The organism is Komagataeibacter xylinus (genome assembly GCF_031081985.1).
In the GTDB taxonomy this organism is placed as follows: Bacteria; Pseudomonadota; Alphaproteobacteria; order Acetobacterales; family Acetobacteraceae; genus Komagataeibacter; species Komagataeibacter xylinus_E.
Genome location: NZ_JARWSK010000005.1, coordinates 160,488 through 179,695, shown reverse-complemented (window position 1 = coordinate 179,695; position 19,208 = coordinate 160,488). Strand labels below are relative to the sequence as shown.

18 protein-coding genes are annotated in these 19,208 nt (G+C 59.3%); 6 read left to right on the top strand and 12 right to left on the bottom strand.

Annotation, left to right across the window (positions count from 1 at the left end):
- Window positions 1–16: 16 nt before the first annotated feature.
- Complete coding sequence (locus QEG70_RS11175; protein WP_308720730.1) at window positions 17–928, top strand: LysR family transcriptional regulator; 912 nt, start codon at window positions 17–19, stop codon at window positions 926–928.
- Window positions 929–1,039: 111 nt separating this feature from the next.
- On the opposite strand, the gene QEG70_RS11170 is transcribed toward QEG70_RS11175, so the two are convergent.
- Entirely contained in the window at window positions 1,040–1,867 is an 828-nt protein-coding gene (locus tag QEG70_RS11170; protein ID WP_308720729.1) for an SDR family NAD(P)-dependent oxidoreductase, read from the bottom strand.
- A gap of 367 nt (window positions 1,868–2,234) precedes the next feature.
- Entirely contained in the window at window positions 2,235–3,218 is a 984-nt protein-coding gene (locus QEG70_RS11165; RefSeq protein ID WP_308720858.1) for an SDR family NAD(P)-dependent oxidoreductase, read from the bottom strand.
- 134 nt (window positions 3,219–3,352) lie between these two features.
- Between QEG70_RS11165 and QEG70_RS11160 the strand changes: the two genes are divergently transcribed.
- Window positions 3,353–3,931, top strand: a complete 579-nt coding sequence (locus QEG70_RS11160) for a TetR/AcrR family transcriptional regulator (protein WP_308720728.1) — start codon at window positions 3,353–3,355, stop codon at window positions 3,929–3,931.
- A 112-nt stretch (window positions 3,932–4,043) separates the two neighbouring features.
- On the opposite strand, the gene QEG70_RS11155 is transcribed toward QEG70_RS11160, so the two are convergent.
- Window positions 4,044–4,871: an oxidoreductase gene (locus QEG70_RS11155; RefSeq protein WP_308720727.1), complete on the bottom strand. Its 828-nt coding sequence runs from the start codon at window positions 4,869–4,871 to the stop codon at window positions 4,044–4,046.
- Window positions 4,872–4,966: 95 nt separating this feature from the next.
- Here QEG70_RS11155 and QEG70_RS11150 point away from each other — a divergent pair, with 95 nt between their 5' ends.
- Window positions 4,967–5,872, top strand: coding sequence for an AraC family transcriptional regulator (locus QEG70_RS11150; RefSeq protein WP_308720726.1), 906 nt, complete (start codon window positions 4,967–4,969; stop codon window positions 5,870–5,872).
- A 40-nt stretch (window positions 5,873–5,912) separates the two neighbouring features.
- Here QEG70_RS11150 and QEG70_RS11145 read toward each other — a convergent pair whose 3' ends face one another.
- The gene (locus QEG70_RS11145) at window positions 5,913–6,878 is read right to left on the bottom strand and encodes a LysR family transcriptional regulator (protein ID WP_308720725.1); all 966 of its coding nucleotides are present in this window, start codon (window positions 6,876–6,878) and stop codon (window positions 5,913–5,915) included.
- A gap of 50 nt (window positions 6,879–6,928) precedes the next feature.
- On the opposite strand from QEG70_RS11145, the gene QEG70_RS11140 reads away from it, so the two are divergent.
- Together QEG70_RS11140 and QEG70_RS11135 are read left to right on the top strand one after the other, a co-directional pair.
- Window positions 6,929–7,237 carry a muconolactone Delta-isomerase family protein gene (locus tag QEG70_RS11140; RefSeq protein WP_308720724.1) on the top strand — a complete coding sequence of 103 codons (309 nt, stop codon included), beginning with the start codon at window positions 6,929–6,931 and terminating at the stop codon, window positions 7,235–7,237.
- A 23-nt stretch (window positions 7,238–7,260) separates the two neighbouring features.
- The gene (locus QEG70_RS11135; RefSeq protein WP_308720723.1) at window positions 7,261–7,794 is read left to right on the top strand and encodes a DUF2867 domain-containing protein; all 534 of its coding nucleotides are present in this window, start codon (window positions 7,261–7,263) and stop codon (window positions 7,792–7,794) included.
- 119 nt (window positions 7,795–7,913) lie between these two features.
- Here the strand turns inward: QEG70_RS11135 and QEG70_RS11130 are convergent, their stop codons facing one another.
- From QEG70_RS11130 to QEG70_RS11095, 8 genes are all read right to left on the bottom strand, one after another.
- On the bottom strand, window positions 7,914–9,188 hold the full coding sequence (locus QEG70_RS11130) for an MFS transporter (protein ID WP_308720722.1): 1,275 nt from the start codon (window positions 9,186–9,188) through the stop codon (window positions 7,914–7,916).
- A 102-nt stretch (window positions 9,189–9,290) separates the two neighbouring features.
- Complete coding sequence (locus QEG70_RS11125; protein ID WP_308720721.1) at window positions 9,291–10,139, bottom strand: alpha/beta fold hydrolase; 849 nt, start codon at window positions 10,137–10,139, stop codon at window positions 9,291–9,293.
- 17 nt (window positions 10,140–10,156) lie between these two features.
- Window positions 10,157–10,327: a hypothetical protein gene (locus tag QEG70_RS11120; protein WP_308720720.1), complete on the bottom strand. Its 171-nt coding sequence runs from the start codon at window positions 10,325–10,327 to the stop codon at window positions 10,157–10,159.
- An 83-nt stretch (window positions 10,328–10,410) separates the two neighbouring features.
- Window positions 10,411–10,950: a TetR/AcrR family transcriptional regulator gene (locus tag QEG70_RS11115; RefSeq protein ID WP_308720719.1), complete on the bottom strand. Its 540-nt coding sequence runs from the start codon at window positions 10,948–10,950 to the stop codon at window positions 10,411–10,413.
- A gap of 514 nt (window positions 10,951–11,464) precedes the next feature.
- Window positions 11,465–11,587: a hypothetical protein gene (locus QEG70_RS11110; protein ID WP_308720718.1), complete on the bottom strand. Its 123-nt coding sequence runs from the start codon at window positions 11,585–11,587 to the stop codon at window positions 11,465–11,467.
- A gap of 117 nt (window positions 11,588–11,704) precedes the next feature.
- The gene (locus QEG70_RS11105; RefSeq protein WP_308720717.1) at window positions 11,705–12,400 is read right to left on the bottom strand and encodes a GntR family transcriptional regulator; all 696 of its coding nucleotides are present in this window, start codon (window positions 12,398–12,400) and stop codon (window positions 11,705–11,707) included.
- A gap of 249 nt (window positions 12,401–12,649) precedes the next feature.
- Window positions 12,650–16,273 carry a bifunctional proline dehydrogenase/L-glutamate gamma-semialdehyde dehydrogenase PutA gene (gene putA / locus QEG70_RS11100; protein ID WP_308720716.1) on the bottom strand — a complete coding sequence of 1,208 codons (3,624 nt, stop codon included), beginning with the start codon at window positions 16,271–16,273 and terminating at the stop codon, window positions 12,650–12,652.
- Window positions 16,274–16,515: 242 nt separating this feature from the next.
- Entirely contained in the window at window positions 16,516–17,544 is a 1,029-nt protein-coding gene (locus tag QEG70_RS11095) for a TonB-dependent receptor domain-containing protein (RefSeq protein WP_308720715.1), read from the bottom strand.
- Between the two features lie 364 nt (window positions 17,545–17,908).
- On the opposite strand from QEG70_RS11095, the gene QEG70_RS11090 reads away from it, so the two are divergent.
- Window positions 17,909–19,198 (top strand): NAD(P)/FAD-dependent oxidoreductase, encoded by a 1,290-nt coding sequence (locus tag QEG70_RS11090; RefSeq protein WP_308720714.1) that lies wholly within the window; start codon window positions 17,909–17,911, stop codon window positions 19,196–19,198.
- Window positions 19,199–19,208 lie beyond the last annotated feature (10 nt).

The window sequence follows — 19,208 nt, the reverse complement described above, 5'->3', positions numbered from 1 at the left end:
TGGATCGGGAGGCCCCATGCTGGACGGCGTATCACTGGATCAACTGCGCACCTTTATTGCCGCCAGTGATGAGGGCAGCTTCTCGGCGGCCGCCCGGCTGCTGCACCGGTCGCAATCAGCGGTCAGTGAAATGATCGCAACACTTGAGGCGCAGATGGGGATTGTGCTCTTCGACCGGGCAGGTCGTTACCCGCAACTGACGCCCGCCGGCCGGGTGCTGCTGGCCGATGCGCGCGGCGTGGTCGCGAATGTGGACTTCATGAAGGCGCGGGCGAAGGGCATGGCGTCGGGACTGGAACCTGAACTGTCGGTCGTGGTGGACGTGTTCTTCCCGATGGACCGCATCACAGCCGTGGCCGCGAAATTCCGCGAGACATTTCCACACACGCCCTTGCGGCTGTATGTCGAGGCCCTTGGCGGCGTGTTTCAGCCGCTTCTCGATGGTCGGGCCAGCATTGGCATTGCAGGACCCCTTCCTGATCTGCCCGCCTCCATGTCCAGCGAGGCGCTGGGGGATATCCGTTTCCTGATCGTGGCAGCCCATGACCATCCTCTGGCGCAGATTGACGGTGTTATTCCCAAGGAAGAACTGGCCCGCCACGTCCAGCTCGTACTGACCGACCGGACCGAATTGTCCGCTGGCAAGGAACGCGGCGTGATGTCTCCGCTGACATGGCGGCTCGCGGATCTCTACGCCAAGCATCATTTTCTTCTTGGTGGCCTGGGCTGGGGCGGGATGCCGTCGCACACCGTTCAGGCCGATATCGAAAGCGGCCGACTGGTCGAACTCCGTATCGACAACATCTCCAGGGGAGGCGTGGATATGCCCATGACGGTCGTTTATCCCACGGCCGAGCCGCCGGGGCGTGCGGGTCGCTGGCTGATCGACAGGCTGAAGCTTTGCCTAGGCAAAACTACCGATCAGTGATCCCGATTTTGAAAAAGCCGGTCCCGACCCGCCTCACCATGCGATCGGCACCGACGCCTGAGGCCTGACTTATTCGTCCGTTACCTTTGCTAACCGGAGAGACAACATCCATCAGTCCGCCGTGGTCGTGATCGAAAGGTCATGCCACTTACGGTCATTCTCCGTCACGGCTTCGTCAGACCGTTTCACATAGTCAACCGCATCGACACCAACCAGCAGTTCCGCCGGTGCGTCCGCCCGGTTCGCCAGACCGACAATCAGGCTGGCGATCTTGGCGGGGTCCGAACTCTGATGGCCCGAACTCTTACGTATCATCTTTGCAAAGGCCCCGACTGTCTGTTCATAGGGTGCACTGATTGGCGGGATTTTCATGGAAGAACCAGCCCAGTCAGTTCTGATCCCGCCCGGTTCGATCGTTGTGGCCTTGACGCCGAGCGGTGCCATTTCCTGCGCCAGAACCAGAGAAAAGCCACGCACCGCGAATTTGGCGGCCTGATAGGCACCCAGACCGGGAACCGTGATACGCGCGCCGACTGAAGCTATCTGGAAGATATGGCCGTACCCCTGCTCGCGCAGGATGGGAAGAACAGCCTTGCTGACATAGACGACGCCAAAGAAGTTCGTCTGGACCTGCTGGGTGAAGTCTTCGATCGTCATGTCCTCGACCGAGGCCGTATTGGCATAGCCTGCGTTATTGACCACGACATCAATGTGGCCGAAGTGCTCTTTTGCCTGCAGGACAGCAACTTGGGCTGCTTGGGCGTCGGTAACGTCAAGGGGCAGAGGCAATATGCGCTCACCATATTGAGCGACCAGCGCATCGAGATCAGCGGGCTTGCGCGCCGTTGCAACGACGCTATCACCGGCCGACAGGGCGGCCTCGACAATGTCGCGGCCAAGGCCACGTGAACTGCCGGTTACAAACCAGATTTTAGGCATATGCCTGTCCTTTCAATTGATTATTTACTCATCCGGACGTTCGTTCGACTGACCATCAAGCGCAGCGCCACTTTGCCCTGTACAGGTTGATGTTCCCGGGATCGGCTGCGATGCTTCTTTCAGTGACGACCGGACAAAGGGCAGGCATCACTGAAGAAAAACTATTGCTTGATGAAGTCGATACTGATGCCGTTCTACAGACGAAAAGAAAGAAGCCTGAAGAATAACAAAGGAAACGCAATCTGCCGATATGCCGAGCATCTAAAGCGGATCGACAGGCAGGAGGATGGTCAGTTCATTCATAGGGGAGGGCCTGATCTGGCAGGCATTGATGCCTCTTCAGATCAGGCTGTCATGCAGGTGGCGGTTACGATGCGAACCGCTCTCCGACCATTTCCTCGCTTTTTGCCCACAATGCCTCGGCATGGGCCAGATCGACGGCATAGGCACGCACACCCTCATCAAGCAGTCCTTTGGGCGCGTCATTGGGAATGACCGGTGCGACGTGGCAGTCCTCGCAATAATGGCCGCCTACCGCATCGGCGGCTGCAACGACGCCAGCCCATACAGAGGTCGCAGCGCCCTGCGGAACTGTCTTGAACTCGAATGGTGGCTTGCCTGCGGCAGCAGCCTGCGCGTTGATCTGTGCTTCCATTGCGTCCAGTGCGCCCTCTGGTAGGTACCGCACGAGTTCCGTCATGATTGCGCCGGGGTGCACGGCAGTGGCCCGTATGCCCTGCGCCTTGTGCCGGGCATCGAACGCAACCGCGAACAGGATATTGGCGGTCTTTGAGCGGCCGTAAGCAACCCAGGGGTCGTACGGCGTATGTGCGAAGTTCGGATCGGCAAGATCGACATCCGAAAAGCGATGCCCGGCGGAGGAAAGATTGACCAGGCGGGAGCCTGCCCGCAGTAGGCCGGCAATCCGGTTGACCAGCACGAAATGCCCCAGATGATTGGTGCCGAACTGGGTTTCGAACCCGTCCTTCGTATGCCCGAAAGGGGTCGCCATCACGCCTGCATTGGCAATGACCAGATCGAACGGTCTGCCTGCCGCATTCAGGCGGTCCGTTGCGGCACGAACGCTGGCGAGATCGGCAAGGTCGAGTTCAAGCAGTTCAAGCGATCCGCCGCCTTTTTCCGCGTCAGTTCTTACCTGTGCGGTGGCGTGTTCCGCCTTCGCAAGGTTGCGTACGGCCCCCACAACCGTGGCCCCGTGGGCTGCTAGCGCACGCGCTGTCTCAACGCCCAGTCCCGCTGAAACGCCGGTTACAAGGACGCGCCTGCCGGCAAGGGAAACATTGTGCAGGACATCCTCGGTTGTGGATGTCGCGCCAAACTGCTGTGTCATAGTCTGTGCCATGATAGGCCTCCAGCATGAAGGGAACGCCATTCCTTGCGGAATGGGCGCCCGGGGAGTTATGTGGAAGCATGCTCCGCTTATTTATATACGGAGCATTCATCCGTTTAACAAGAGGGAAAGACGTGAAAGAGGACCAGACGCGCCAGCGCAGGCCACGCAGCGATGGACGTAAAAATCGCGAACGCCTGCTGGAAACGGCTAGAACTGCCTTTGGATCAGGCGAAATCGACATTCCCCTGGATGAAATTGCGCGGCGTACCGGCGTGGGGATTGGCACGCTGTATCGCCATTTCGCCAATCGCGAGGCCCTGATCGAGGCGGTCTATCGTGATGAACTGAACAGGCTCGCAGCGGCAGCCACCCATCTGGCGGAGACTCATGCGCCCGTTGAAGCGCTGCGCGCGTGGCTGAACCTGTTTGTGGATTACATCGCGACCAAGCAGGTGATCGCCCCCGCGCTGAACAGCCTGATTGGCGGAACGGACGCGATCTATGCGGATTCCCGCACCGTTCTCACCGCCGCGATTGGCGGGCTTGTCACCCGTGCCACGCAAAGCGGTGATATCCGGCCTGACATCGAACCGGTAGATCTGCTGTGCGCCCTCGGTGGCGTCTCGAACTACGCGACAGGTCCCGGCTGGGAGCCGCGTGCAAAACGTCTTGTTGATGTTCTGATCGCAGGTTCGCGGCCCGAAGGGTGAGCGTTCTGGCGAAGGGCAGGGCGTCAGCACGTGACAACTGCCATCCCGGTAACATGATGCAGGGCGTGGTCAGATTTGGACCACCGTCAGCGAACAGTGGCGTGTGAAAACGTCAGCCGTCCGTCGATCGGGTCAGGTCCTCCCAATCCGCAATTTCTCTTTCCAGGCGGGAGAGACGTTCACGCACCAGACGCAGGGCGTCACTGCCCAGAAGGAGTTGCGGAGGCGGCGCGTCCGACGCAACAAGCTGAAGCACTGCGGCGGCGAGTTTCGCCGGATCGCCCAACTGCCTGCCGTCCTTTTCGTGTCGAGCAGCCCGGATGGGATCGAACAGAGTGTCGTAGTCCGCAATCGAGCGCTCGGTCCTGACCATCGAACGCCCGGCCCAGTCCGTGCGGAATGATCCGGGGCACAGCGCCGTGACATGAACACCGAAGGGCGCCATTTCCGCGCGCATGACTTCGGAAATCCCCTGCAGGGCGAATTTGCTGCCACAGTAATACGCTATGCCGGGCATCGTGATCAGACCACCCATTGATGTCACGTTCACGATGAACCCTCTGCGCCGTTCGCGAAAACGCGGCAGGAAGGCTTTGGCGACCGCAACCGCACCAAAGACATTGACGTCGAACTGGTGGTGCATTTCCTCGAGAGGGGATTCCTCCAGAACCCCTTCATGTCCATAGCCCGCATTGTTGATGAGCACGTCGACCGGGCCGTGGTCTTCTTCTGCCTGTGCGACGATGGCGGGAATGCGGTCGAACGCGGTGACATCACAAAGGACCGCGCGGGCATCTGGTAGTCGTTCCAGTAACGAGGCCCTTGCGGTTTCTGACCGGACTGCCCCGATTACCCTGTGGCCCGCATCAAGGGCGGCTCGGGCAATGGCAAACCCCAGCCCCGAGTTGGCGCCCGTGATGAAAAAAGTCTGCTCTGGCATGGTTCTGCTCTGCTTGATTGTATTCAAGACTTGATCAATAATATCTTATTAATGCGTTCCCTATCGCATTTCCTCTGATTTTCTTGCTCGATACTATGAATTCTCAACCCGCATCCTCTCCGCTCATCGCGCTGGCCGCTGAACTTGCACCGCGACATGGCTACAACGCCACGCCCTTGCCTTGTATCCGCATCCTGCGTTCCGAGACCATTCTTGAAGATGTACCGGTCCTTTATCGTCCCGGTGCGGTCTTCGTATTGCAAGGGTCCAAGCAGGGCTTCCTCAATGGCGAGGTCTACCGCTATGACGCCGACCACTATCTTGCCGTTTCGGTCCCCGTGCCTTTTCGAATGGCCTCGCAAGCCAGTCCCGGTCAGCCTCTGCTTGCCATCTACTTCGATTTTGACCTGCACCTTGCCGCTGAAATCGTGACCATGCTGGAAGGGCAGGTCGGTCATGAGGAGAGGGAGAAGGCAAGAAGTCTGGTTTCCAGCCGGATGATGCCTTCTGTTGCTGATGTGCTCCAGCGTCTGCTTCATGCTCTCCATCATCCGCAGGAACTCGCCATTCTTGGTCCAGGATTACTGCGCGAGTTGCATTATCGCGTCCTGATCGGTCCTCAGGGGGGCTCGCTAATGGTGGCCCTGCGTCGCAACGGCACGACAGGCAGGATCGTGCAGAGCCTGTCGCTCATTCGCGAACGCTACAATGAAGGATTGTCGGTGCCGAAACTTGCGGCAACGGTCGGTATGAGCGTTCCTTCCTATCACGCTGGCTTCAAGTCCCTTACCGGGAATACCCCGATCCAGTACATCAAGGCCCTGCGGCTGCACGAAGCCAGGTTGATGATCGCACGGCGTAAGGGGTCGATTGCCGCGATTGCCGCCGAAGTCGGCTATGCCAGCCCCGCCCAGTTCAGCCGGGACTTCAGGCGCCATTTCCGCCGCAGTCCCAGCGAAGAGACTCAATGGATGCGGGAACATCTGGGAGAACCGGCATAGGCCCGAAGCGAAAATCCCGCGCCCGAGGCCGTCCTCACTTTTAAATCTGCCAAGTCGAAGGCAGGGCGGCAAGGAAGTCCATAACGATTTGTGTGCGCGCAGGCGTATGGCGTTTCTCCAGACGTACGGCAGAAAGAGGCGCCTCGGCGATCCGCCAGTCCTTTAATATCTCGACGACATGGCCACTGCGAAGATCATCAAGACCCAGCCACGCAGGTGCCCATCCGATGCCGAACCCGGCCCGAACGATGCTCCAGGCGGCCTCACCATCGTCAAAGACATGCTTTGGCCGGGGAACATGACGTATGGCCTTCCCGTCTACCGGTGACACGAAGCGCCAGTTATCGATTTGGCCTGTCCCCTTGTTCCTGAAGCCGATCTGCCTGTGCCCTGCCAGATCCGCCGGTGTTTCTGGCACGCCATGAAGCCGGAGATATTCGGGAGTGGCACATGCTATCCAGGGGAATGAATATAGCCTGCGAGAGATATGGCCGGGCAGACCGACGAGACTACCAGAGCGGATAGCGAGATCGATGCCACGTGTGGCAAGGTCCGCCATTTCGTCACCGAGTTGGATCTCGATATTGATTTCAGGATGCGCATGCAGGAACGCAGGGAGTTCGGGCATGATACAGGCGCGCGCAAAGGCTGTTGGAGCGGTGATCCGGACACGTCCGATGGCACTCTGATTTCCCAATTCAGCGAGTGACGTTTCAATCTGTTCCAGACTGTCCAGCAAATGACGACCCTGGCCAAGCAGACGGTCACCCTCATCCGTCAACGAGAGGGCATGCGTCGTTCGGTGTAGCAGACGAACACCATGCTTTTGTTCAAACCGGGTCAGGGCCTTTGACATGGCTGAAGTTGTAACGCCCGCGCGGCGAGCAGCCTCTGCGAATGAGCCCGCTTCAACGATGCGAACGAACCACAAAAGCTGAAGAAGGCCCGGAGACAGCGACGGTGTGGACATACAGTCAACACTGACATGAACGTTAATTAGCTTCAAGAACATCCTCATCCGCCACATATTAATTTTTACTTGGAATGGAGAGAGAGATGAAATACCTGGTCTTACTGACACCGGCTGCAGGCAAGAAAGTGGAAGACATCGCACCGCACATGGTTGCGGAGATCAAGGCGGTCTGGGAGTCTTATAATAATGGGGTGCTCCGCGAGTTCTATTCCTCGCCAGGACCACCTGTCGTCACGCTAATCTACGAAGTGGCAGATGAAGCCGCCCTTCACTCCGAACTCGATCGCTTGCCTATGATTCAGGAACATCTGCTTGATCGGCAGGTAGTCGCGCTAGGTCCATTCGTACAGTTTCAGGCATTGTTCGATAAAAGCCTGTTGGGGCCAGCATAAGGCGGTCAGGGCGGTACATTCGGATGAAACTGATATCGAATGGGGCGGGCAATGCTGTGAAGTTGGTCAATCTGCCTACAGAAAGCAGTATTGCCAGCGCATTCAAGGACGCCGACCTTGTCGACTCCTTTAGCATAACACCTCATAATGATGTGCCCTACGACATAGACCTTATAGCGCGTATCATTTTTGATCGTCCTGCCTGGTGGGTTCGTGGCCTGCTGGCAATACGCGACAATATAGTCGCTCGCTTCGGTTTAAAAACAACGGATGAACTCCGATGTAAGGCGCGGGCGGAGGGAAATAAATCCATCGATTTTTTTCCGGTTCTTGCACGTAATGCCAATGAGCTTGTACTTGGTGAAAATGACCGGCACCTTGATTTCAAGATTTCGATCATGCTCCGAATGCCAGTTAACAGAAGCGATTTCGAGGTGCTCGTCACCACCGTCGTTCATTGCCACAATAATCTGGGTCGTCTTTATCTGGTCTTGATTAAGCCGTTTCATGTCCTTGTCGTTCGATCAAGCCTGAAACGTGTTGGAAGGAGGGCCTGATCCGTAAATCAGATCACGCGGTTCGAACCATGTTGCCCTTAGGCTACGCCGCGCGTGGATGGGCAGCGGCATCCGGTTCCTCCAAAAATCATGCAATATTCTTTAATGATCCGGTCAGTTCACTGTTTTCGTAGGGCACGGCCCTTACCTATGCTTACGGCAAGAAATGCTGCCACAATTCCAGCAGCGCCCGCCAGGACAAGCATGTCCTGATAGCTTCCCTGCGCCTGTCGCAGCATGCCTGCGAGAGACGCCGCACAGGCTGCACCAATCTGGTGCCCGAACACGATCCAGCCAAATACGATCGGGGCAGAGCGTTCCCCAAATGCCATGTTGGATAGGCGCAGGGTTGGCGGAACCGTTGCGATCCAGTCGAGGCCGTAGAATATCCCGAAGATCATCAGGCTTTCAGGCGAGAAATCGATGAAGGGTAGCGCAATCAGCGACAGCCCCCGCAGTCCATAATAGGAAAATAGCAGCCAGCGCGCATCCAGCCGGTCTGTCAGCCAGCCGGATAGGGTGGTGCCGACAAGATCGAACATTCCCATCATGGCAAGGTATCCTGCCGCCGGAACTTCCCCGATGCCATGGTCAGCGCAGATTGCGATGAAATGCGTGCCGATCAGCCCGTTCGTAGTGAAGCCACATACAAAGAAGGTCGCGAACAGAAACCAGAAGTCTCGTTTGCGCGCAGCCACCAGCAGGGCCGTTATGGCCGTGCGTAAAGGGTTCTGGTCTGTATAGCGCAGCGGCTCATGATCTGGTTCCGCCCCATGTGGCACCAGTCCACAATCAGCAGGGTGTTCGGGCAGAAAAAGAGCAACAAGGGGCACCAGTATCAGGGTGGTTGCGGCAACGGCCATGACAGGCGCCTGCCACCCGAAATGATGGGCAAGTGCTGCCAGACCCGGCAGGAAAAGTAATGAACCCGTTGCGGTGCTGGCCGCCAGCAACCCCATGATCGTGCCGCGCCGGGCCACGAACCAGCGGTTCACCACCGTGGCGCCCAGCACCATTGCCACCGCACCCGTGCCGCAACCGGTCAGGACGCCCCAGGTCAGAAAGAACTGCCAGGGCTGCGTCATGCCAAGTGACATGAGCGTCGATAGACCGATCAGCAGCAGCGCACCAATCAGCATGCGGCGGATGCCGAACTTCTGTATGAGGGCGGCGGAGAAAGGCCCGACGAGCCCGTACAGAAATATCCCCACGGCGGCGGAGACGGAAATGCTGCTGCGGCTCCAGCCCAAGGCGTCCTGCAACGGCATCATCAGCACGCCGGGCGTGGCCCGGACACCGGCGGAAACCAGCAGCGAGAGAAAGGTGAGCCCGACCACCAGAACGAAGACGTGCGGGCGTTGCGTTCCCTTGTTTCGGGCTTTGGAAAGCTTCATATGACTGACCGAAAAGTTACGTGTCCCGACCGTGGGTACTGATCGGTAACATCGTCAAGTTGCGAGTTTGGAAATGTTGTCTCACAATGCGGCCTGGTCTTTTCAGCCTTGGACCCCGTGAAACCTGTTGATCTCCCGCGCGATCCATTCCGGTTTCTCGTCGGGTACCCAGTGGCCGCAGTCCGGAATGACGCCACCCTGCACATCCTCGGCCACCAGTTTCATCGAGCGAAGCGGAATCTCGCCCATGCAATGTGATCCGCCATAGGCAAGGACCGGAATCTTCAACTTCGTTCTCGCCAGTTCGCGGCTTTGCACTGCGGTTTCGGGAAAGGCGCGGTAGTAACTGAAACCGGCGCGCATTCCACCAAGCCCGCTATAGCAGCGGACATATTCGTCGATATCGGTTTCCGTGATCGAACGCGGGTCGAACGAATAGCGCTTGAAGAAGAAGCTGAGATACGCGCGCTCGCGCCCGGCAAGCAGTAATTCCGGCAGGTCTGCCTCCTGATGGAAGCCGAAGTGCCAATATTCCTTCGATGCATCATCGTCGCTTTCTATGCCGAGGATCTTGCTTTCGAGGAACACCAGACTTTTTACCTCGGCCTGATGACGGGCGGCATAGGCATAGGCCACCCGTGCGCCGTTATCGTGCGCCACTAGGCGGATGGTTGCAAAGCCAAGGTGGCGGACGAGTGCGTGCAACTCGTCGGCGACGGTGTTGCTGTCGTAGCCGCTGGCGGGCCGCGAGGAATCTCCGGCACCGCGCATGTCGACTGCGATCACTTCATGGCCAGCCTCGACAAGGTGGGGAATGACGCGATGCCATTCGTACCACGTCTGGGGCCAGCCATGGATGAGCAGCACCGGCTCACCCTGACCGGCGCGGACATAATGGAGGCGCACGTCGCCAATCTGGGCCATGCCGTGTGTAAGGGACGGTTGGGTCATGTCGTGTTTCCTGTCTGTCAGGCGTAGGGTGCAAAAAAGGCCTGACGTGCTACGAGCAGGGATTCCGGCTGTTTCGAGACCAGATAGCTCTTGAAGGCGTTAGCAAGGCCATCCGGCAGAAGGGGAACGTCCGTTACCGAACCAGAGCCGGAGACAGGTTCACCGATCAAAAATCCGGCAGGTCGCATGCACATCATCCTTTATGTGATACGCAGCACATATATTGCCCAGTGCTTGTCTGCAAGGATTCTGTGACGGGTAGCACATAATATCAGCGGGGGAGCAGGCGATCCACGAACAGTTCGGCCGCAGCGAGAAGCGTCGGTTGTGACGTGCCATCTACGGTTTCGATCGATATCCCATTGAGGAACGTCATGACGCAGGTCGCGAGCGCCTTCTCATCAGCTTCGGGTGCCAGTTCGCCCTTCTGTTTCGCCTTCAACAGACGTTCTGCGAGCAGGATGCGGATGCGTTCGCGCTGGTCGCGCAGGAAGGCACGGACAGGATCACCGACAGGCCCGAGATGGCGCGCGCCAAGCACGATCAGACAACCGCGCGGTTCGTCATGGCGGGTAAAGGTCAGGATCGTCTCGGCCAGCATCGATCGTAGCGCATCGCGCACGTCACCGTCATTGGTCAGCGCCCGCATGGTCGAACCGCCATCGGATGCGACGTAAAGTTCGACCGCCTCGCGGAAGAGGTCTTCCTTGCTGCCGAAGGCGGCGTAAATGCTGGGCGAGTTGATCTGCATGGCATCGACAAGCTGAGTCATCGACGCACCGTCAAAACCATGCTGCCAGAACACGTTCATGGCGCGTCGGAGCGCTGCGTCCCGATCAAAGGTACGCGGTCTGCCGCGTCGTGCTGCAGGCGTCTTCGTCATCCTGGTCCCCAATATGTGCCGGGTGATACATATAGGTGAGGCGCCTGAAGAAGAACAGAACTGCTCTCACCCGCGCTTGCCAGGCCAGACCGGATGGTTCGTTCTGGGTTCGGCTTTGCCAAAGCCCGACTGGGCGGATCCATCAATCTTGACCATTTTCCAAACTCGATCATTTTCGGGATGCTTCCCCACGGTAATCGCCCGTTAAACCTCACGCGTAGCTGCTGGCCGCATATCCGATTCAGGTAGCGCCGGACGGCATTGGCGCCCCTTCCAGGACGAGTGCCTTGGCAGTTTGGTCAGCGAAGGAGGGTAGGGGCTATTCACTCCGAGAACGCCTTGCCGACGGCACCGAAAGTCGTCCTGATGAGGTCACCTGCCAGGCTTGCGCTCATCGTTCGGGGCATTCGGCAGGACCTCACGCATAAAGCGCTGGAGGATGTCATTCCCCGCCTGTCGCACTTCTGCGGCTTTCCCGATAGAGGGGAGCGGCATCGTCGAGTGCTACACGGACGGATGCTTCTGCGCATTCCGAATGGATGAAGGCGTGGACCAGCGTGTCCATTTTTCAAAAAGCTGAGAAGAACGCCGCCTTTTTGAAAAAAGGCGGCACCCAAAAACTTTTATCATTTTTTATAATGATCTGTTTTCAAACAGTTTCTGATGATCCTGTCCGGTTGTGTCAGGGCGTAGCCATGCGCGCGCGAATGACCTTTACGGAAATATCCGCGGCTTCAAGAATATGCTGCTTTGTCAAACGTGCCACTTCTTCCGCATCATGGCGGCGGCAGGCCTGCATGATGGCTGCGTGTTCGATATCCGTGGCCTCCTTGCGGCCTGCAATTTCCAGATGGCTGCGGATATAGCGGTTGAGTCGTATGTGCAGGTCATCAATCATTTCCAGCAGGCGCGGGCGTTGGGCGGCGGCATAGATCGCGTTGTGAAAGGCCCGGTTCAGTTCCCCCGAACGGTGCCGACCCGTTGCCTGCGCGGCCCCCTGCACGAAGGCATCATAGGCATCCTCTATCCGCGCAAGGTCAACGCGCGACATCCGGCTGACCGCGTGCCGGGCTGCCATTTCTTCCAGCGAGGCCCGAATTTCTGAATATTCGATAATATCGTCTTCCGTCATGCCCGTAACCATGGCGCCCCGGTTGGGCATGAACATGACCAGCCCTTCGGCTTCAAGCTGCTTGAGCGCCTCCCGCACGGGGATGATGCTGGTACCGAACCCCGCCGCGAGTTCAGACTGGGGCAGGGGTTGGTCTGCCGGTAACACGCCTGACACGATGGCAGTGCGGAGCGCCGTGCTGATCATGACCGAGGCGATGCCGCGTTTCTGCCCGTTGCCTGCATCGAAAATGGAAGATGGCAACATGGCGTTTCGGTCCTTTTCAGGGTGAGGCATCAAATCCTGCCTGTTCGCGCACAGGCGGCATGACTTTATCGGGAGTCTACGGGCAGGCATAGACAGTGGGCATATGAAACCTATGCCATGCGGTTCATGTCAGGGTATCATGCCGGGACTGCAAGGAAGCCGTTGCATTGGGCTGGCGGCGGCAAGGGCATGGTCTGCCTTTCGTCGGCTGTGCCCGCCCATCATGACACAGACGGGCCGGCAATAATGTCAGTTCAGCGTCATCAGGCTGGCATTGCCACCCGCCGCCGTGGTGTTGATGCTGACGGACTGCTCCTCGAGCACGCATTCGGCACCGGGCAGGCCGCCCCCTGTCAGCCATGCGGAGAGGATCGGCTGGTCGCCAACGGATAGTGCCAGCCGGGCCGCGGCAAGGACCGCGTCATCCTTCTCGCTCAGGATAACGGCACAGGGTTCGCTCGTGGCGTTGTCCACCGGTCTGACGTTGGCCTGCACGACATCAGGCAATGTGGCGTACCATGCAGGCGGCACGGCATTGCCCAGCACGAGGGCGGTATTGCCCCCGGCCAGCACCAGCGAGATCTGGTCATACAGCGCGGCCTTGCCGGTGGCGATACAGAGCACATTGCCACGGGCGGTCAGTTTATAGAGGTTTTCCTCCCCCACCGGGCCAGGCAGGGCCAGCGCGCCACCGCTCAGCGGCCTGTCGCGCAGGGCTGTCGCCGTGGCAGCCGCTGCCACTTCCCCTTGGCCGCGCAGCCAGTCCGTCCATAAGGTCATGGCTGGCTGTGCCTGCCCGCGCACAAGCGGTGGTAGCGCAGGGGCCAGTGCCAGCAGCCTGCGCAGGATAAGCGGGCCGCCCGCCTTGGGCCCCGTGCCAGACAGGCCCCGCCCGCCAAAGGGCTGCACGCCCACCACCGCCCCGATCGTATTGCGGTTGACATACAGGTTGCCTGCCTCCACCCGCGACAGCACATGCCGCACAGTGGCTTCAATACGGGTATGCAACCCGAAGGTCAGGCCATATCCGGTTGCATTGATATCAGCCAGAAGCTGATCGAGATCACGGCGCGCATATCGCAGGACATGCAGGACCGGGCCAAACACTTCGCTGCCCATTTCCTGCACGTTCAGGATCTCGATCAGGGTGGGGGGAACAAAGCTGCCATCTGCACAGCCCTGCGGCATGGGCAGGGCAAAGACAGGTGCCTTTTTGTTGCGGAAATCCGCGATATGCCGGGTAATGCCATCTGCCGCCTGTGCCGTAATGACCGGACCGACATCGGTGGAAAGCAGGGCGGGGTTGCCCATCTTCAGTTCCCGCATGGCGCCACGCAGCATGGTCAGGACATGATCGGCGCAGTCCTCCTGCACGCATAGCAGCCGCAGGGCGGAGCAGCGCTGCCCCGCGCTGTCAAAGGCCGATGCCACGACATCCGCCACCACCTGTTCCGCCAGGGCGGAGGAATCAACAATCATGGCGTTCTGGCCGCCAGTTTCCGCAATCAGCGGTACAGGCTGGCCAACATGCGTGCGCCGTGTTGCAAGCTGGCGGTTGATGGCCTGCGCCACGGCAGTGGAGCCCGTGAACATCACGCCCATGACCCGGTCATCGCCCACCAGCGCCGCGCCGATATCGCCTTCACCGGTCAGCAGTTGTACGGCGCCTGCTGGCACGCCAGCTTCATGCAGGATTCCTACGGCAAGGGCCGCAACCAGCGGGGTTTCTTCCGCCGGTTTGGCAACAACCACATTGCCTGCGGCAAGGGCTGCGGCGATCTGGCCCATAAAGATGGCCAGCGGAAAATTCCATGGGCTGATGCACGCCACCGTGCCAAGGGGCACATGGGTGGCGTTATCAAAGTCCCGGCGGATGGTGGCGGCATAATAGCGCAGGAAGTCCACGGCCTCGCGCACTTCGGCAATGCCGTTTGGCAGGGATTTACCGGCCTCGCGCGAGAGCAGGGCCAGCAGTTCGGCCTGCCGGGATTCCAGCAGGCCGGATGCTTTTTCCAGTATTGCGGCACGGGTTGCGGGTGGTGTGCCTGCCCAGCCGGTGCAGGCAGGCTGGGCCGCCGTTATGGCCTGTTTTACCATCTCCGGTGTAGCCGGGATGACCGTTCCCACCTGATCGCTGTGGTTGGCCGGGTTGGTGACGGGCAGGGCCGTGCCGTCAGCCTGCACGCCAACAACAAGGGGGGCGGCTTTCCAGTTGTTCGGGGCGGCCTGCAATCCGGCTACCAGCTCTGACAGGACCCGGTCATCGGCCAGATCCAGACCGGCGGAATTGCGGCGTTCCGTGCCAAACAGGTCGCAGGGCCTGCGTATGTCTGGGTGGGGGGCACCATAGGGCGTAAAGCCGCGCGCGATGGCCAGCGGGTCCTGCACCAGTGTCGAGACCGGGATCGATTCATCGCCGATCTGGTTCACGAAGGAGGAATTCGCCCCGTTTTCCAGCAGGCGGCGCACCAGATAGGCCAGCAGGGTCTCATGCGTGCCAACCGGGGCATAGATACGGGTCGGCCGGTTCAGTCCGGTCGGGCCAACCACCTGCCGGTAAAGCGGCTCGCCCATGCCATGCAGGCACTGGAATTCATAGGACCCTACTTCAAAGGGTTCACCCGCCAGCGTGTGGATGGTTGCCAGCGTGCGGGCATTATGCGTGGCAAATTGCGGGAAGATGACATCACGCGCTGTCAGCAGCCTGCGCGCGCAGGCAATGTAGCTGATATCGGTATGGCATTTGCGCGTATAGACGGGAAAATCGGGGAGCCCGTCGACCTGTGCTTTCTTGATCTCGCTATCCCAATAAGCGCCTTTTACAAGCCGTACCATCAGGCGGTGGTTGCTGCGGCGGGCGAGGTCGATGATGAAGTCCAGCACATACGGGCACCGTTTGCCGTAAGCCTGTACAACAAAGCCGATCCCGTTCCAGCCTTCGAGGCCGGGCGTATGGCATAGCGCTTCGAGCAGGTCGAGCCGTTCGCTTTCTTCGGCATCGATATTAATCCCGATATCGTAACGCCGCGCCAGCAGGGTCAGTTCCTGCACCACGGGCAGCAGCTCGGTCATGACCCGCTCGCGCTGGGCGCGGGCATAACGGGGGTGCAGGGCTGAAAGCTTTATGGAAATGCCCGGCCGTTCATACACATTGGTGCCGCGTGCGCTGCGGCCAATGGCGTTGATGGCGTCAAGGTAATCCTGCCGGTAGCGGTTGGCGTCCTGTGCGGTAAAGGCGGCTTCGCCCAACATGTCATAGGAATAGGAAAAGCCAGCCTCTTCCAGCCCGGCGCTGTTCTCACGGGCCTGCCCGATGGTCTCGCCAAGCACGAACTGCGCGCCCATGAGCCGCATGGCGGCATCAACCGCCTTGCGGATGGCAGGCCGGGTGCCGCGGGCAACAAGGCCCAGCAGGGCGGATTTCAGGGTTTTTTCATCATGCCGGGCCACGACTTCACCCGTCAGCGCCAGCCCCCAGGCCGCGGCATTGGCAAAAAGCGGCCGGTCACGCGACACATGCGCCAGCCAGTCGCCATCACCGATCTTGTCGGCAATCAGCGCATCGCGCGTGGCCATGTCGGGAATGCGCAGCAAGGCTTCGGCCAGACACATCAACGCCACGCCCTCGGCTGAGGAAAGGGCAAATTCCTGCACCAGTGTTTCCACAAGGCCGGGATGGCGCTCCGCCCGCAGGCCTTCGGTCAGGCGGGTTGCCAGAGCTTCCGTCTGCGTGCTTTCCGCAGCGCTCAGGGTTGCGGCGGGGGTCAGTGCCTCGACACATAAGGCTTCGGGCTGGCGGATCGCCTTTACAATGGCCTGACGCAAGGGGGAACGGGACGAAAACGCAGGGGCAAACGTGTCATGAACTGACATGAATTTCTGTTCCGGTCTGTGAAAGGGTGCCTCTCTGGCGGGCGGCGCAGAAGGGGTTGGCTTCAGAATAATATATCCATTCCACGATAATATATGATTCGCAACATCATATATGAACAGCCGGTATCTTTGGGCACGGCGGATGGGGGCCGGAACAGGCGGCACGAAAGCTGCGATCCGTTTTGAAAATACAGAAGGGATATTTATAAATAAAAATGGCGAAATTCCGGAGGGGGGTTAAATTAAAACATGATGCCACGTGGAAGAGGGCTGTCAGAAATCCGCCTTGATGGCGCCAAACGCCATGCGGGGGGGGGGGCGATCAGCATGGACTGGTCGGTATAGGCTGAAGAGGCTGTCATCGGGTTGCCGTTCTCGCCCATGGTGGCGATATAACGGGTATTGGTCAGGTTGAACGACAGGGGCAGCCCACGCAGGAACCCACCAAGGCGCGGGCTGGTATCCGTTGTTTTCTTCGCATGCCACTGCAGGCCAAGGTTTGACAGCCAGTAACCCGGTACGCGGTAATCCCCATCGTAAGAGTAATTGCGCTGGCCAACATAGTTGCCATCAATATAAAAGCTGAGCGCCCGCCAGTCATATGACAGCCGTGCCTTGTACATGAAGCGCGGATAGTTGACGACCTGCTGCCCGCGGGTCAGGTGCGTGCCGTCTGAATCCGTCATGTTATTGTCATAGACAGCATGGTTGTAGCTGATGCTGTTTGTGATCGCGAGGTTGCGCAGCGGCGTGATGATCAGGGCCGCATCGACGCCGTTCATGGTCACCCCATCCACATTGGCCACGGTGGAAACCGGGTTGACGGCCGGGCCGGATGAAACCTGCTGCAGGCGGTTATTGAAGTTGGTCCGGTAGGCGTAAACCGATGCGTTCAGCAGTCTGTCGTGGTAGCGATAGCCAATGGCATAGGTCCATGCCGTCTCGGGCCGGATGCTGTTGCGCGAATTATTGTAGGCATCCTGTGTCACGGCAAAAGGCGAGTTTGAAAGCTTGAAGTCCGATTCAGCATAAGTATGGACGTTCTCTGAAATATCGATGAACAGTTCATGATTTTTGAGGAACGTCCAGTCCTCGCCGATATGGGGCAGGAACGGCTTGGCGATTGTCTGGCTCTCGCCGCTGGTGATGTTGCCAATATTGCCGTAGTAACTCTGGTTGAGGTAACCATCGCCTACCCGTGTCGTATTGAGCACCGATTTGAACCCGAAATGCAGGGCAAGGTTACGGATCGGGCGATAGGTGTCCTGCACGAAGGCCGCCTGATCCTGCTGACACTGACCAGCACATCCAGTGCAGGCCATCATTGACCACCCGGACCGACAGCGAGGCCGTAATGACCTGCCCTCAACAAAAGACGGGGCAGTGCGATATTGGCAATGGCCTGTTCACGCAGCAGGGGGCGGATTTCTGCTGCATGACATAACGGAATCATAACGAGACACTACCAGCATGCGCGCGGGCAGGGGGCTGGGTCATTCCATTTCATCATGAGTCTATGATGCAATAACGTTTTGCCTTTTATGGGAAACAGGAAATGATTGCCCAGACAAGGCTTGCTCCTTGTGTATTGATGATTCGTGATGGAATGATCACAGGCAATCAGGATGCAACAGAATGGGTGTAACAAACGACCCCCGTAGCCATGGCCTCTGGGCACAAAGCGCCTGTGATGCGCCGGTTACAGGATGCCTGACACAGGACACCACTGCCGATGTCGCCATTATCGGCGCCGGATATACCGGGCTTTCCGCAGCGCTGCACCTTGCAGGCGCGGGCAGGAAAGTCGTTGTGCTGGAAGGCCAGGAAATCGGTTATGGTGGTTCGGGGCGCAATGTCGGGCTGGTCAATGCCGGGCTGTGGCTCATGCCATCCGATGTGATGCGTACGCTGGGCCAGACCTATGGCGAACGTGTGCTTTCCCTGCTCGGGCAGGGGCCGGAAGTCGTTTTCTCGCTGGTCAGGAAATACGGCATCATGTGCGAGGCGGAGCCCACCGGCACGTTGCACTGCGCGCCGGACCATGCCGGCGTGCGCAACCTGCAGCAGCGCGAGAAGGAATGGCAGCAGCTTGGCGCGCCCGTAACCCTGCTTGGTGAAGGCGAGACCCGCAGGCTGACGGGAAGCCACGCTTACAGGGCCGCTCTGCTTGATGCCCGCGCGGGCACGATCCAGCCCCTTTCCTATGCGCGCGGACTGGCCGCCGCCGCCATGGCGGAAGGCGCTGAAATCCACACCGCAAGTCCCGTATCCAGCGTGTACCGCGAGGATGGGGGCTGGCTCGTGCGCACGCCCCGGGGCAGCGTGAAGGCGCAATGGGTCATTGTTGCAACCAATACCTATACCGACCAGCTATGGCCCGAAATTCGTGAAGAGCAGATCCATCTGCCTTATTTCAATATCGCAACCCGCCCGCTGCCGCCCGCATGCCTTGAGCTGATCCTGCCCAAAAAGCAGGGCGTCTGGGACACGCGCGAGGTCCTGACATCCTTCCGGCTGGACCAGGCGGGCAGGCTGGTTGTGGGCAGTGTCGGGTCGCTTGGCATGATCGAGCGCAACATCCACCGGCAGTGGGCGCACCGGGCGCTGACCCGCATCTACCCCATGCTGCGCGACATCGCGTTTGAATCGGAATGGTATGGCCGCATCGGCATGACCATGGATTCCGTGCCACGCTACCACCGGCTTGATGAGCAGGTGCTCTCCATCAGCGGCTTCAACGGGCGTGGCATTTCACCCGGCACCATGTTCGGGCAGATACTGGCGCGGCGCATCTGTGGTGAACTGGCGGATGCCGACATGCCGCTGCCCCTTACGCATATCAAACACCCCCCCCTGCGCATCGCGCGCGAAACCATCTATCGTTTCGGCTCAACGGCGGTTCACGCCGTTTTTGATCGCCTGTAAGAAGAGCATC